We start from the raw sequence: 15,167 nt of genomic DNA on the forward strand, positions 1-15,167 counted from the left end.
CGGAGATAAGTTGCGAGCTGAGTCACGGCTCTGTGACCGGAAAGCATTCCCGCTGGATACCGAGGCGCTTACCGCGATATGGATGGACGTATGAGCAGCAACGGGGGAGCCCCTTACAGGTCCGACGAGCCGACGAGTTTCGAACTGCAACCACCGCAGCCGAACCCGCCCGGCCCCGTTCCTCACCCGGGCAACCCCTACGCGTCGCCCACTCAGGCCGTACCGCAGCAAGCCGTACCGCAGCAGGGTGCGCCCCACCAGCCCGGGCCCCACCAGCCCGCACCCACCGGGCCCGCCCCCTCCGCCCACTCCACCACGCCGCCCACCCCGGACCCCGGCACCGGACGCTTGATAGCCGGCCGTTACCGGCTGCTCGCCAAGCTCGGGCACGGCGGGATGGGTACCGTCTGGCGGGCCAAGGACGAGACGGTGGACCGCGAAGTCGCCGTCAAGGAGCCCCGCGTACCGGATCACCTTCCCGATCGCGAACGCGCCAATGCCTTCGAGCGGATGCGCCGCGAGGCCCGTGCCGCGGCCCGGCTCGACCACCCGGCGGTCGTGAACGTGCATGACGTCGCCGTCGTGGACGGCCAGCCGTGGATCGTGATGGAGCTGGTGCAGGGCCGCACGCTGGGCGACGCCCTGCAGGAAGGCACCCTCGGCGCCCGGGACGCGGCGAGAATCGGCCTCGAAGTGCTCGGCGCGCTGGAGGCCGCGCACGCGGCGGGCATCCTGCACCGCGACGTGAAGCCGGACAACGTCCTCCTCGGCCGCCACGACCGCGTCGTCCTCACCGACTTCGGCATCGCCCAGATCGAGGGCGAGACCAACCTGACCGACACCGGCGGCTTCGTCGGCTCGCCCGAGTACATCGCGCCGGAGCGGGTGCTGGGCCAGCGGCCGGGACCGGCGAGCGACCTGTGGTCCCTGGGCGTCGTCCTGTACGCGGCGACGGAGGGCGTCTCGCCGTTCCGCCGCAGCAACACCCCGGCGACCCTCCAGTCGGTTCTCAACGCCACGCCCGCGCCGCCCGCCTCCGCGCAGGGCCCGCTCGCCGAGGCCATCAACGGCCTGCTCCAGAAGGACCCGGCCCGCCGCCCGAACGCCGCGCAGACGCGTGCGCTGCTGGAGCAGACGGCCAACCCGCCGGCGCCGGCTCCGACGACGCCGATCGTGCGGGTCGCGGAAGGGGCCAAGGGGGGCATCCTCCTGGGGCGCAAGGCGCTGCTCGGCATCGGGGCGGCCATCGTCGCGGGCGCGGTGGCGGCGTACCTGGTGATCGCGGATCCGTTCGCGGGGTCCACGCCGGACGGCTGGACGCAGCGGGCGCACCCGAAGCTGGGTGTGACCCTGAAGGTGCCCGCGACCTACCAGGTCGCCAGACCGGACGCCGACGACACGGACAAGAACTGGGTCACCTACTCCGACTGGAGCGGCAGTATCTGGATCGGTGTGAAACTCGCCCGCAAGTCCGAGGACACCTCGAACCAGATCAAGAACTCCGCGGCGGCCGAGATGTACGCCGACAATGAGGAGTTCAAGGAGCAGGGCAGCTACGACCTCGACATGCCCGAAGGCCCCGAGACCGACACGCAGCAGACCACGTACCAGGGCAAGCAGTCCGCCGAGAACACGGTCGAGTACACCACCGACGACACCGAGAACCCCCGCCCCCGCGAGCTGAAGATCTTCTACTACAAGACCACGGCGGGCGACATGTACAAGGTGACGATCAGCTACCCGGGCAAGGGCGACTTCACGGACCGCGGACGCGAGGTGGCGCGGACGACCATCGCGAACCTGGAGATCGGCAAGCTCTGAACTGGCGAAGTGCCCACCCCGCAAGGTAGGCATGGGACATGAGCGAAGACGGTGGCCGCACCGGACCCAACGGGCGTGTGATCGGCGGGCGTTACCGCCTGGTCCAACGCATCGGCTCCGGCGGGATGGGCACCGTCTGGCGGGCACTCGACGAGCTGGTGGACCGTGAAGTCGCCGTCAAGCAGCCGAGGTTGCCCGGGCACCCGGAGGACGCGGGCCATCAGCGGGCGGCCCACCGCCTCTACCGCGAGGCCCGCGCCGCGGCTCGCGTCGACCATCCGGCCGCCGTCTCGATCCATGACGTCGTCGTGGAGGACGGACTGCCCTGGATCGTCATGGAGCTGGTGCGCGGCGAGTCCCTGCACGAGGTCCTCCAGCGCGGCCCGGTGGAGGCCGCCGAGGCCGCCCGTATCGGCGTCGCCGTCCTCGGTGCCCTGCGTGCCGCGCACGCCGTCGGCATCGTCCACCGCGACGTCAAGCCCGCCAACGTGCTGCTCGGCGCCCACCGCCGCGTCGTCCTCACCGACTTCGGCATCGCCCACATCCAGGGCGAGGAATCCCTCACCGTCAGCGGCGAGTTCGTCGGCTCCCTGGAGTTCATCGCCCCCGAGCGGATGTCCGGCCGCGGCGCCGGCCCCGCCTCCGACCTGTGGTCGCTGGGCGTGCTCCTGTACGCCGCCGTGGAGGGCTGGTCGCCCTTCCGCCGTACGACCCTGGAGTCGACGCTCGCCGCGATCCTCGCCGCCGACCCGCCCGAGCCGAAACAGGCGGGGCCGCTGGGGTCGCTGATCGTGCGGCTGCTGGGGAAGGATCCCGAGCTGCGCCCCGACGCGGAGGATGTCGGCGCCGTGCTGGAGGCGGTCGCGCAGGGGTGGCCGGTGCCGGAGCCCGTCGGGAGTTCGGCGGGGGAGGGGCCGCAGGATGCTTCGGGGCTGCGGGAGTTCACGGAGGATGCGGGGACGATACGGCTCTCAGGCGCGGCGGCTTCCGAACGGGCGGGCTCCGAACGGGCGGGCTCCGAACGGGCGGGCTCCGAACCGGCGGGCTCCGAACCGGCGGGCTCCGAACCGGCACCTTCCGAACCGGCGGCGTCCGAATCGGCGGGCGAGCAGGGGCTGCCGGACTCTGAAGCGGCGCCCGGAGCAACCCCGGACGCGCCCCCGGAAGCAGCACCTGAACCGGCAACCGCCTCCATGACCCCCTCCAGGCCCAAGGGCCGCCCCTGGCTGCGCCCCCTTCCGGTCGCCCTCCTGGGCGTCCTCCTCGTGGCCGGCACCTGGTTCACCACCTCCTCCTTCCTCGTCGACAAGGGCGACGACCCCAAGGAGATGAACCCCGTCCACTCCTCGGCCCCCCTGGCGCCGAGCACCTCGAGCCCCCGCCCCAGCTCCACCCCCACCGCCGGCGCCTGGATCGCGCACCGGGAGAAGGAGATGGACGCCGTGCTGTCCCTCCCGGCCGAGTACAAGGAGATGGCGCGGGAAGGCAGCACCGCCGACCAGCCCCGCCTCGTCGTCTACGACATCGGCCTCGTCCAGGTCCGCCTCACCCTGTGGGACAGGTCGCCCCGCCCATTGCTGGACCAGGCGCAGAACGCGCTCGACACCTGGGACAGCTACAACCACGACGCCAGTGGCCAGTCCACCCGCACCACCTTCAAGGGCTTCGACGCCGTCCAGTCCGACATCACCTACAACAAGGAGGAATCGCCGACCCGCGTCATGCAGCTGTTCGTGGTCACAGGCGACGACCGCATGTACGAGCTGCGCGTCGACATGCCCAAGGGCACGCCCACGGAGAAGAAGGGCACCGCGGTCTTCAAGGGCGCCCGTGACCGACTTGAGATCGGACCGGACCGAGCGCCACCTCCTCGTCCTCGCGCAACGTCCTGATCAGCGCGTTTACTGCCAGTGGACACTGGCAGCATGTGAGCACTCGGTGAATCCCCGTTACCGACGGGTACACAAAGCCTCCGTCGCGGCATACTCTGCGGCTCATGACGGACGCGCAGGCCCCGGCCAAGACCGGCACGAACCCCCTCGCCCCCGCCCCGGAGGGCGCCCGTACCGCCGCCGACGTGGTGACCCCCGAGCTGGTGGCCCAGCTCACCAAGGGCGTGGCCGGCTCCGGCCGTACCGCGAACCACACGCCGTTCACCGGCGAGAAGCTGGCCGACCTGCCCGAATCCACGCCCGAGGACGTGCAGAAGGCCTTCGAATCGGCCCGTAAGGCCCAGGCTGTGTGGGCTCAGGTCCCCGTACGGCAGCGTGCCGCGGTCCTGCTCCGCTTCCACGACCTGGTGCTCGAACGCCAGGCCGAGGTCCTCGACCTCATCCAGCTGGAGACCGGCAAGGCCCGCCTGCACGCCCATGAGGAGGTGCAGGCCGTAGCCGTCGCGGCCCGCCACTACGGCCGCAAGGCACCCTCCTATCTGAAGCCGAAGCGGCACGCGGGCGCCATGCCCACGCTGACCAAGGTCACCGAACTGCGCCACCCGCGCGGTGTCGTCGGCCAGATCGCGCCCTGGAACTACCCGCTGGAGCTGTCCGTCGGCGACGCGCTCCCGGCGTTCGTCGCGGGCAACGCGGTCGTGATGAAGCCCGACACCGAGACCTGCCTGACGGCCCTGTGGGCCCGTGACCTGCTCATAGAGGCGGGACTGCCCGCCGACGTCTTCCAGGTCGTGCTCGGCGAGGGCCCGGTCATCGGCCCCGAGGTCGTCAAGCACGCCGACTACGTCTCCTTCACCGGCTCCACCCGAACCGGCCGCGAGGTCGCCCAGGGCGCCGCCGCCCGTCTGGTCGGCGTCTCGCTCGAACTCGGCGGCAAGAACGCGATGCTGGTCCTTCAGGACGCCGACGTGGAGAAGGCCGCCGCCGGCGCCGTCCGCGCCTGCTTCTCCTCCGCCGGCCAACTGTGCATCTCCATCGAGCGCCTGTACGTCCACGAGTCCGTCGCGGACGCCTTCGTGGAGCGCTTCGCCGCCCGCACCAAGGCGATGCGGCTCGGCAAGTCCCTCGCGTACGGCGCCGACATGGGCTCCCTGGTCGGAGAGCGCCAGCTGGAGACGGTCACCCGGCACGTGGAGGAGGCCGTCGCCAAGGGCGCCAAGCTCGTCGCCGGCGGCACCGCGCGCCCCGACATCGGCCCGTACTTCTTCGAGCCGACGATCCTCGACGGCGTCGAGGCGCCGATGGCCGTCTGCTCCGAGGAGACCTTCGGCCCGGTCGTCTCCATCTACCGTTTCAAGACCGAGGAGGAGGCGATCTACCTCGCCAACTCCACGCCGTACGGCCTCAACTCGTCGGTCTGGACGAAGGACGGCAGCCGCGGCCGTGCGGTGGCCGCCCGCCTGCGCACCGGCACGGTCAACGTCAACGAGGGCTACGCCCCCGCATACGGCAGCGTCCAGTCGCCCATGGGCGGCATGAAGGACTCCGGCCTCGGCCGCCGCCACGGCTCCGAGGGCATCCTCAAGTACACGGAGGCCCAGACGGTCGCCCAGCAGCGGCTGCTGCCGATGGCGCCGTCGCTGGGGATGGACGACGAGAAGTACGCGCAGTTCATGAGCCGGAGCCTGCGGCTGATGAAGGCGTTCCGCTTCCGCTAGATCCCGCTCGACCGCACCGCCGCTGCACCGCTTCACCGCTTTCAATGAGGAGAGCCAGTGCCACAGGAGAACTCTGCCCAGAAACAGGACGACGGCTCCGGATACGACTATGACGTCATCGTCGTCGGGTCGGGGTTCGGCGGGTCCGTAACGGCGCTGCGCCTGACGGAGAAGGGCTACCGCGTCGGTGTCCTCGAAGCCGGCCGCCGCTGGACCCGCGAGACCCTTCCCAAGAACTCCTGGGACCTGAAGAACTACCTGTGGGCCCCCAAGCTCGGCATGTACGGCATCCAGCGCATCCACCTGCTGGGCAACGTCATGGTGCTGGCGGGAGCGGGCGTCGGCGGCGGCTCACTGAACTACGCCAACACCCTCTACGTACCGCCGAAGGCCTTCTTCGACGACCCCCAGTGGCGTGACATCACCGACTGGCAGGAGGAGTTGAAGCCCTACTACGACCAGGCACAGCGCATGCTCGGCGTACGGATCAACCCGACGATGACCCCGTCGGACGTCCACCTGAAGGCGGCTGCCGAGCGGATGGGCGTCGGCGACAGCTTCCACATGGCGCCGGTCGGCGTGTTCTTCGGCGACGGCAAGGACGCCGCGGGGGAGTCGCAGGCCGAGCCCGGTCAAGAGGTGTCCGACCCGTACTTCGGCGGGGCGGGCCCGGCGCGCAAGGCGTGCACCGAGTGCGGTGAGTGCATGACCGGCTGCCGGCACGGCGCGAAGAACACCCTCAACGAGAACTACCTCTACCTGGCCGAGAAGGCGGGCGCGGTGGTCCACCCCCTGACGACGGTCGTCTCGGTCACGGACGACTCGCAGGGCGGCTTCGCGGTGGCGACCCTGCCGACCGACCGTGGGAAGAAGGGCGAGGGCAGGCTGTTCAAGGCCCGCAAGGTGGTTCTCGCCGCGGGTACCTACGGCACCCAGACCCTGCTGCACCGGATGAAGGCCGGCGGTCAACTGCCGCACCTCTCGGCGAAGCTGGGCGAGCTGACCCGCACCAACTCGGAGGCCCTGGTCGGCGCGCAGACCGACAACCGGCGCTACCGCAGGGCGACGGGGCAGCCGAAGGTCGACTTCACTCGCGGAGTCGCCATCACGTCCTCGATCCACCCCGACGAGAACACCCACATCGAGCCGGTCCGCTACGGCAGGGGCTCCAACTCGATGGGCGGCCTGTCGATCCTGCAAGTGCCCTACGTGGACGGCCGTTCACGGGTCGGCGCCTGGCTGGCGAACGCGGCCCGTCATCCCCTCCTCGTCCTGCGCTCCCTGTCCAACCGCCGCTGGTCGGAGCGGACCATCATCGGTCTGGTGATGCAGTCGCTGGACAACTCGCTGACGACGTATCTGAAGCCGGACGGCGTGGGCAAGGGCCTGCTGACCGCCCGCCAGGGCCACGGCGCCCCCAACCCCAAGCAGATCAGGGCCGCCTCGGAGGCCGCCTCGGTGATCGCGGCCGACATCAACGGCTTCGCCGGTTCCAACGTCGGCGAGTTGATGGGCACCCCGCTCACCGCCCACTTCCTCGGCGGCTGCCCGATCGGCGACTCGCCCGAGACCGGCGTACTCGACCCGTATCACCGTCTGTACGGCCACCCCGGCATCTCGGTCGTCGACGGAGCGGCGGTGTCCGCCAACCTCGGCGTCAACCCCTCCCTGACGATCACCGCGCAGGCCGAGCGGGCGATGTCGTACTGGCCCAACAACGGCGAGGCGGATCAGCGCCCGGCGCAGGGAGCGGCGTACGAACGCCTCAAGCCCGTCGAGCCGAAGTCCCCGGTGGTCCCGGCGGAGGCCTTCGGGGCCCTGAAGCTGCCGTTCCTCGGGATGCCGGCGGTGCCGCCGAAGAAGTAGCGGCCGGCGACGCGACAACCGACAACAGAGAAGGACCTGCGCCCCCCTCCGAGCGCAGGTCCTTCTCCGTCTTGCGTAGAGCTTCGGTGAGGCTTAGGCCTCCGCACCGACCTTGCGGCGCTTCATGGCGAACACGACGCCCGCACCGGCGAGGATGGCGACGCCACCGATGGTGCCGATGACCGGGAGGTTGGAGTCGGCGCCGGTCTCGGCGAGGTTGCCGGTGACCTCCTGGACCTCGCCCTGCGGCTTCTTGCCGTCGACGCCCGAGGGCTTCTCACCGTTCGGCTTGGCCGGGTCGACGTCACCCGGGTTGCTGCCCGCGGCGAGCACGGTGAACTCGTAGAACTCACCGTTGCCGTAGCACGCGGCGTCGTCACCCGCGTAGATCGCCTGGCTCAGCGCGAAGGACGAACCGGCCGGGGCGGACGACTTCACGCGCACGCGCAGGTCGAGCGTGGAGGAGGAGTTCGCCTCCAGCTTGTCCAGGGAGGCGACGAAGCTGCCGGTGAAGACGACCTCGCCGTCCTCGTCCTTGTAGAAGTCCTGGTAGCTGCTGGTCCACTTGCCGTCCTGCTTGACCTGGATCTCGGCCATGTCCAGGTACAGCGACTCGTCGACGTTCTCCTCCGCGTACTCGGTGAACGCCTCGATCCAGACGTTCTCCAGGTCCTTGTCGGAGTTGTTCGTGGCGACGAACTCGAAGTTGTGCCAGCCCGAACCCGCGACGATCTTGCTCGGCAGGCCGGAGATCTCGGCCTTGAGGTTGTCGTCGAGGTCGAAGGTCTCGCAGTCCTCGTACGGGTTCCAGGACGGGTCGTCCTCGGGGGTGCTCTCCTCCGGGGCCGGCGTGCTCTCCTCGGCGGCCGGCGTCGACTCCTCCGCGGCCGGCGTGCTCTCCTCGGCCGCGGGGGTGCTCTCCTCCGCGGCGGGCGTGCTCTCCTCGGCGGCCGGCGTCGACTCCTCCGCGGCGGGGGTGCTCTCCTCGGCCGCGGGGGTGCTCTCCTCGGCGGCGGGCGTGCTCTCCGACGCCGTCGGCGTCGCAGTGTCGTCCGTGGCAAACGCAGCCGGCGCGGACAGCAGTGCGATCGGCGATATGACTGCCGTCGCGGCCGCAGCGGCCAGGGCACGGCGAAGCTTCATGAAGACCTCGAAAGTCCGGAGTGCTGCGATGTCGCAGCACGCGCATACAGGGAGGCCTCCGCGTGTGGGGCGCGGGAGTGGCCCTTGGTACGCACGGTTTGATCAGTGACGGCTGTGAATGGTTGCACTGTCACTAACAAGTTTCTTATGTGGCCTGCATCACATGGCCTGCGTCACATTGGGGGCCTCTGCTCGGTGATCCACAGCTGACGTACGCTCAGCCGGCCCACAGCCCGCTGAGAGGAAGAGCGCACCACCGTGACCGACAAGCCGTCCGAGGGACCGAGACCCGCCACCGCCCCGAACAAGCTGTGGAAGACCCTCGGTGCGGCCGTCGCCGTCGCCGTGGTCGCGGTGGGAGTGTGGCCGTCGCTGCTGCCGGGCGACCCTTTGGCCATGGGTGGCCCCGGGACCGCCCCGACGTCGCCGCTCCCGGCGGAGTCCACCGCCCCGAGCGCCGCACCAGCCGGCACCCCCGGCACCCCCACACGCTCCCGGCCCTTCGCGGGCTCCCCGGCCGGGAAGTGGGCCGCCGGCGCGGCCGCCATCGAGGTGCCGAAGGCCAAGGCCGTCGGCGGGGTCTCCGCGGCGCGGATCGAGACGGCGCTGCGGCTGACGAAGGAGTTCCTGGTCGCCTCGAACCTCGATCGCGAGGTGCTGTACGGCGCCGAGCCCAAGAAGGCGCTGGCGCTCATCGACCCCTTGCAGAACGACTACCTCGCCCAGTTGCGGTCCGAGTTGCGCCGTCCCACGGCCGACGCCGATCCCAAGTGGACCTTCACCCGCTTCGACCCGAAGGAGGTAGAGCTCGTGGGCGGAGACGTGCGGCTCCGCGGCCGCATGACGGTCGCACCCGGGGACGGCGCCGGCAAGGCGCTCATCCGGGCCGATTACACCTTTGTGTATGCGGCGGTCAGGGTCGGTGGCGGTGACGAGGTGGCCCGCACGATCGTGCGCCGGGTCGTCACGGTGGACGTATCCGATCCCGTCAAGTACCAGGGAACCGAGGGCCGCATCTGGGTGTTCGACCTCGACGGCGAGATAGCCAACGACGACTGCGAGCGAAGCGATGGGCTGATCCACCCCATGTTCCTGGCCGATCTGTACGACGGACCCACGCCGTCCGGAGCGGCCCGTGATCCGTACGACCGCAGCTTGGGGCTGGAGGAGGGCGAACCCGAGACGGAGTGCGGCACCGTGACCCGCACCTGACAGGGCCCCGGGGGCGCCCGGCGGACATGAGAAGGGCCCCGCGGGACGGAGCCGCGGGGCCCTTCTTTCGTCAGCACCGACGTCAGGGCAGCGTCGGTGCCTGGGGAGCGGCGCCGGGGGGGGGGGTGCGCCGCTGGTCCTGTGGGTCTCGACCTCTGGCAGTGCGTCAGCGCACGGCCGGGCCGAGGAGTTGCTGGTGTCCATGGAGGGACTTGGAGCTTTCTACGCATCGTGCTGGACGGGCTCGGCCGCCGCAACCGCTCGATCCCGGCGTTACTCCTTCTTGCCCTTTCCGCCGGCCGGCCCCGGGCGTCCCCGGAGCCGACCGTTCTCTTGGGTGACCGGGCTGCTGTCCCCTGCCGTCCGGTCACTTTCCTGGAGCGAGGTCCCACGACGCACGGGACGATCCGTACGCCACATCGCTCCAGCGAGCCACGCGTGGTTCTTTCGGGCCCGCCCCTGGCTGGCACGGACACCGGTACCAACGAAGGGGTCCGGGCGGCGTCACGCTCCGACCGGGTGAGAGGGGGCCCGAACTCAGATGCGACCCCGGCACAGTTCGAGCAGCGTCATGGCGAGGGCCGTGCCCGGCTTGCCCAGCGCGTCCCTGTAGTGGCCGAGGACCTCCATCTCCCGGGAGAGGTTCACGCGCCGGCCGCCTGAGGTGATCCGCGCCTCCTGGATCACCGCGGACACGGCCATCCGTTCCTGGATCAGACCGATGATCCGGTCGTCCAGTGCGTCGATGCGCTCTCGGGCGCCGGTGATCACATCGGCCGCCTCGGGGGTGCGGGCGCCGGTCACGTCGATCGCGGTCATTGGGGGCTCCTCGTCTGTTTCAGCCGTCTCAGCCCGTGTCGGTCCGATTCGGCGGGAGGTGCCCCGGAGCGGCATGATCCGCAAACGCCAGGCGCCCCGGACCTTGTCGGCCCGGGGCGCCTGGGAAGTCGCTTGTCAGTTGCTCAAGCAGCACGACCATGGCAGCCGGTGGGCCGGTTGCCATAGGTAAAGAGGAAGGTCGGGTGCGTGAGCATGGGGTCAGTATGCCGTGCCGCTCGGGGGAGTCCAAGGCGGTTCGCATCCTGAGACGGGGCTTGCCCCGGGAGTGGCCCCGCGGACCCCGGTAGACTCGGCTCCACACACACCTCGCTCACCGCCGGAAGGCAACCCGTGTCATCAGCGAACCCCGCAGCCGCCCCCGACACCGTCCTGGTCGTCGACTTCGGTGCGCAGTACGCCCAGCTCATCGCCCGTCGCGTCCGCGAGGCCCGGGTCTACAGCGAGATCGTGCCGAGCACCATGCCGGTCGCCGAGATGCTCGCCAGGAACCCGGCGGCGATCATCCTCTCCGGCGGCCCCTCGTCCGTGTACGAGGAGGGCGCCCCCCGCCTCGACCGCGCGCTCTTCGAGGCAGGCGTCCCCGTCTTCGGCATGTGCTACGGCTTCCAGCTGATGGCGCAGAGCCTGGGCGGGACGGTCGACAACACCGGCTCCCGCGAGTACGGCCGTACCGATCTCCATGTCTCGAAGTCGTCCTCCACCCTCTTCGAGGGCACCCCGGCCGAGCAGCACGTGTGGATGTCGCACGGCGACGCCTGCTCCGCCGCCCCCGAGGGCTTCACGGTGACGGCCTCCACGGACGTCGTCCCGGTCGCCGCCTTCGAGAACGACGGGCTGAAGCTTTACGGCGTCCAGTACCACCCCGAGGTCATGCACTCCACGCACGGCCAGCAGGTGCTGGAGCACTTCCTGTACCGCGGCGCGGGCCTGAAGCCGGACTGGACCACCGGCAACGTCATCGAGGAGCAGGTCGCGGCCATCCGCGAGCAGGTCGGCGACCGGCGCGCCATCTGCGGGCTGTCCGGCGGCGTGGACTCCGCGGTCGCGGCGGCGCTGGTCCAGAAGGCCATCGGCTCCCAGCTGACCTGCGTGTATGTCGACCACGGCCTGATGCGCAAGGGTGAGACCGAGCAGGTCGAGAAGGACTTCGTGGCCGCGACCGGCGTACAGCTGAAGGTCGTGGACGCGGAGGAGCGGTTCCTCAAGGCGCTCGCCGGGGTCTCGGACCCCGAGGAGAAGCGGAAGATCATCGGCCGCGAGTTCATCCGGGTCTTCGAGCAGGCACAGGCCGAGATCATCGCGGACGAGGGCCCGGCGGTGGAGTTCCTCGTCCAGGGCACGCTCTACCCGGATGTGGTCGAGTCCGGCGGCGGCACCGGCACCGCCAACATCAAGTCCCACCACAACGTCGGCGGCCTCCCCGAGGACCTCGAGTTCCAGCTGATCGAGCCGCTGCGCAAGCTGTTCAAGGACGAGGTCCGGATGGTCGGCCGGGAGCTCGGCCTGCCGGACGAGATCGTCCAGCGCCAGCCGTTCCCGGGCCCGGGCCTGGGTATCCGCATCGTCGGCGAGGTGACCAAGGAGCGTCTCGACCTGCTGCGCGAGGCCGACGCCATCGCCCGCGAGGAGCTCACGGCCGCCGGCCTCGACCGTGACATCTGGCAGTGCCCGGTGGTCCTGCTCGCGGACGTCCGCAGCGTGGGCGTGCAGGGTGACGGCCGGACCTACGGCCACCCGATCGTCCTGCGGCCGGTGTCGAGCGAGGACGCCATGACCGCCGACTGGTCGAGGCTGCCGTACGACGTGCTGGCGAAGATCTCGACGCGGATCACCAACGAGGTGCGGGACGTCAACCGCGTGGTCCTCGACGTGACCTCGAAGCCGCCGGGCACCATCGAGTGGGAGTAGACGAGTAGGCCCTAGGTGCGCTTGATCGTGCGCAGGGGCCGGCCGGGCTGCCAGATCTGGACGACGAGGTACTTGTCGTCCTCGATGTAGGTCCTCACGACCTCGGTGAGTTCGGTACGGAAGAGGTGGAACGGCTCCGGCGGTTCCACCTCTTCGCCGTATGCGGCCTTCGTCCCGGGGTCCTCGACCTCGATCGCCCGCCCGGCGATCCGTACGTCACCTCCGCCCATGGACTGCCCCTCCCCGGGGTTCGCCTGGAGCGCGAAGCGCGGGTCGCGGCGCAGGTCGAGGGCCTTGAGCGAGTCCGGCATCATGCCGAGCCACAGCTCACCGTTCAGGAAGCGGACCTCCAGGCCGGTGGTGCGCGGCGAGCCGTCCTTGCGGAGGGTGGCGAGGACGTGGTGCGTGAAGGCGCCGAAGCGCTCCTCCGCGATGCGGGCGAGGTCCGGCTCGGCCGCGGTGAAGGTTGCCCAGTTCGCTGTCATACGGTGAGTGTGGCGCTGATACCTGACATCTGCTGTCGGGTATGCGTCCAACCGGCTCCCGCGGGCGTTGCGTGCGTCATCTTTACAGAACAACTCTGTTTTCCTGCGCTGACCGACGGTAACTTCCGCCTCGTAAGCAACCCAGTGCTGGAGGACAGATGCACGGGACGCCCCTCGGGCCCACCCCGCCCTCGCCCCTGCCGACCGACCGCCTGCAGTTCGCGATGCCGCCCATGCACGAGTCGGTCGAGGACGAGCGCCGGCACCGCAAGGAGCGGCTCGCGGGCGCGCTGCGGATCTTCGGGCGGCTCGGGTTCGAGGACGGAGTCTCCGGGCACATCACCGCGCGCGATCCGGAGTTCAGCGACTGCTTCTGGGTCAACCCGTTCGGGATGCCGTTCAGGCACGTCACCGTCAGCGACCTGGTCCTCGCCAACTCCGAGGGGCAGGTGATCGAGGGCCGCTACCACGTCAACCAGGCCGCGTTCACCGTGCACTCCCAGGTCCACGCCGCCCGCCCGGACGTCGTCGCGGTCGCCCACTGCCACTCGGTGCACGGGCGGGCCCTCGCGGCGCTCGGCGAGCTCCTCGACCCGATCACACAGGAGAGCTGCGCCTTCTACGAGGACCACGCCCTCTACGACGCCTACTCGGGCGTGGCAGTCGACGCCCTGGAGGGCCGGCGCATCGCGACCGCGCTGGGCACGCGCAAGGCCCTCGTGCTGCGCAACCACGGGCTGCTGACCGTCGGCGACTCGGTGGACGCGGCGGCCTGGTGGTTCCTGTCGATGGAACGCTCCAGCCAGGTGCAGCTGACGGCCAGGGCGGCGGGCCGTCCGGTCCTCATCGAGCATCGGCAGGCGGTGGCCACGCGGGAGCAACTGGGCGGGGACCTGGTGGCGTGGATCAACTATCAGCCGCTGTGGCAGGACGTCAGCCGGAGTGAGCCGGACCTGTTGAGCTGACGGTTCGGGAAGTCGTTGAGCTGAGGGTTCAGGGGGGACAGGGGCCTTCCGCGGTCAGCGGTGCCGTGGTCGGTGGGCCGTGATCAGAAGCTCCGGAGGACGACCGCCTTCGTCATCGCGAACTCCTCGTCCGTGAGCACCCCGTCCCGGTGCAGCTCGCCCAACTCCCGCAGCCTGCGCAGGAGTACGTCGTGATGGTCGGCCCGGGGCGGGACGGACGCCGCAAGCTGCGGGCGGTCGGTGGGGTCCGCGACGCCGGGGCGGGTGGACGGGTGCGGCAGACGGGCGGTGACCGCGGTGGCGACCAGGGCGGTGAGCAGGTCGCGGCGTGCGCTGCCCCACAGGTCGAGGGCGTACGGATCCTTCTCCGGCGGCAGCTTGGAGAACACCGTCTCCCGCGTCACGAAGCGCAGGAAGCCGTCCTCGTAGCCGGAGTTGGGCAGCCATTCGACCTGGACCAGGTCGCCTACGTTGATGATGCGCGGGCCGGTCGCCCGCTTGACCCGCTCGGAGGTGTCGGACCAGTCGATCCGCACCTGGACGCCGTCGAAGGACACCGTGCCGTCGGAGGAACGCACGGAGACCGGGACCGGTGGGCCGGGGAGGAGATAGGCCTTGGTCGGTTCCTTGGGGATCTGGTCCAGCAGCAGCGCGCGGCGGATCTCCTCGGCGACGTACTCGGCGACCCCGGCACGGTCGATGTCCACCGTCAGCCGATAGGGGTCGGCGGGCTCGGGGAGCCGGCCGCCGGTCGCCTGGAGGAGCGGGTCGGCGCCCTCGCGCAGCCGCATGCGCAGCCGTCCGCGCTTGCGCTCGGGCTCGAAGCCGATGCTTGCGACGGCTTCCAGGGGTACGGCGATCTCCCCGTACGTCTGCCGGAACAGCGGCACGGAGCGGTGGAGTCCCGGCGTGATCCGGACCGTTGTGCCGTCGAAGGCCCAGGTCCCGTCGCGCTGGATGATCTCGGCCATGGAGAAATTCTCGCAGCCGGGTCAACACGGTGGCCTTGTCTTCACTCGCGCCGACCGGACCTGCCGGGTGGGGCGCGGGCCGGGTGCGGGACAATTCGCTGTCGCGGCGCGGGAGTTGTCGGTCGTTCGGCGGTGGTGCGGCGGTGGTAGGGCGGTGTGCGGATATGGCCGAGGACAGCGATGTCCGAAAACGGTGATGGCCGGTATCTGAGATCGGGCTGCCGATCGGTGGGCCATGCGGCTATAAGGCCATGAGGGTTGTCGGGCCTGTGAAGGGCGTAGCGCCCTGAGGGTCGTGAGTTCGTGAATTCGTGAGTTCGTAAGGGTTGTCGGGAAGGCGGGCGTC

At 70.3% G+C, this 15,167-nt stretch carries 11 protein-coding genes; 7 read left to right on the forward strand and 4 right to left on the reverse strand.

Going from position 1 to position 15,167, the window contains the following annotated elements; translation table 11 throughout:
- The first annotated feature begins 90 nt into the window (after positions 1-90).
- The 4 genes from AB5J55_RS25790 to AB5J55_RS25805 all read left to right on the forward strand — a co-directional run bounded on the left by AB5J55_RS25790 (position 91) and on the right by AB5J55_RS25805 (position 7,297).
- Positions 91-1,821 carry a serine/threonine-protein kinase gene (locus AB5J55_RS25790; RefSeq protein WP_369272908.1) on the forward strand — a complete coding sequence of 577 codons (1,731 nt, stop codon included), beginning with the start codon at positions 91-93 and terminating at the stop codon, positions 1,819-1,821.
- A gap of 38 nt (positions 1,822-1,859) precedes the next feature.
- Positions 1,860-3,713, forward strand: coding sequence for a protein kinase (locus AB5J55_RS25795; protein ID WP_369272909.1), 1,854 nt, complete (start codon positions 1,860-1,862; stop codon positions 3,711-3,713).
- A 104-nt stretch (positions 3,714-3,817) separates the two neighbouring features.
- Positions 3,818-5,431, forward strand: a complete 1,614-nt coding sequence (locus tag AB5J55_RS25800; RefSeq protein WP_369272910.1) for a succinic semialdehyde dehydrogenase — start codon at positions 3,818-3,820, stop codon at positions 5,429-5,431.
- Positions 5,432-5,488: 57 nt separating this feature from the next.
- Positions 5,489-7,297, forward strand: a complete 1,809-nt coding sequence (locus AB5J55_RS25805) for a GMC oxidoreductase (RefSeq protein ID WP_369272911.1) — start codon at positions 5,489-5,491, stop codon at positions 7,295-7,297.
- Positions 7,298-7,390: 93 nt separating this feature from the next.
- Here the strand turns inward: AB5J55_RS25805 and AB5J55_RS25810 are convergent, their stop codons facing one another.
- A complete protein-coding gene (locus AB5J55_RS25810) occupies positions 7,391-8,440 on the reverse strand; it encodes an LAETG motif-containing sortase-dependent surface protein (RefSeq protein WP_369272912.1) in 1,050 nt (349 codons plus the stop codon).
- 258 nt (positions 8,441-8,698) lie between these two features.
- On the opposite strand from AB5J55_RS25810, the gene AB5J55_RS25815 reads away from it, so the two are divergent.
- Positions 8,699-9,652: a hypothetical protein gene (locus AB5J55_RS25815; RefSeq protein ID WP_369272913.1), complete on the forward strand. Its 954-nt coding sequence runs from the start codon at positions 8,699-8,701 to the stop codon at positions 9,650-9,652.
- 537 nt (positions 9,653-10,189) lie between these two features.
- On the opposite strand, the gene AB5J55_RS25820 is transcribed toward AB5J55_RS25815, so the two are convergent.
- Positions 10,190-10,546, reverse strand: a complete 357-nt coding sequence (locus AB5J55_RS25820) for a chorismate mutase (protein WP_369272914.1) — start codon at positions 10,544-10,546, stop codon at positions 10,190-10,192.
- Between the two features lie 276 nt (positions 10,547-10,822).
- Here AB5J55_RS25820 and guaA point away from each other — a divergent pair, with 276 nt between their 5' ends.
- Positions 10,823-12,400 (forward strand): glutamine-hydrolyzing GMP synthase, encoded by a 1,578-nt coding sequence (gene guaA / locus AB5J55_RS25825; protein WP_369272915.1) that lies wholly within the window; start codon positions 10,823-10,825, stop codon positions 12,398-12,400.
- A gap of 11 nt (positions 12,401-12,411) precedes the next feature.
- Here guaA and AB5J55_RS25830 read toward each other — a convergent pair whose 3' ends face one another.
- Positions 12,412-12,885, reverse strand: coding sequence for a pyridoxamine 5'-phosphate oxidase family protein (locus AB5J55_RS25830; RefSeq protein ID WP_369272916.1), 474 nt, complete (start codon positions 12,883-12,885; stop codon positions 12,412-12,414).
- A 158-nt stretch (positions 12,886-13,043) separates the two neighbouring features.
- Between AB5J55_RS25830 and AB5J55_RS25835 the strand changes: the two genes are divergently transcribed.
- Positions 13,044-13,850: a class II aldolase/adducin family protein gene (locus AB5J55_RS25835; protein WP_369272917.1), complete on the forward strand. Its 807-nt coding sequence runs from the start codon at positions 13,044-13,046 to the stop codon at positions 13,848-13,850.
- An 83-nt stretch (positions 13,851-13,933) separates the two neighbouring features.
- Here the strand turns inward: AB5J55_RS25835 and AB5J55_RS25840 are convergent, their stop codons facing one another.
- Positions 13,934-14,821: a DUF4429 domain-containing protein gene (locus AB5J55_RS25840; RefSeq protein WP_369272918.1), complete on the reverse strand. Its 888-nt coding sequence runs from the start codon at positions 14,819-14,821 to the stop codon at positions 13,934-13,936.
- Between the last annotated feature and the right edge of the window lie 346 nt (positions 14,822-15,167).

Source organism: Streptomyces sp. R11, from assembly GCF_041051905.1.
Classification (GTDB): domain Bacteria; phylum Actinomycetota; class Actinomycetes; order Streptomycetales; family Streptomycetaceae; genus Streptomyces.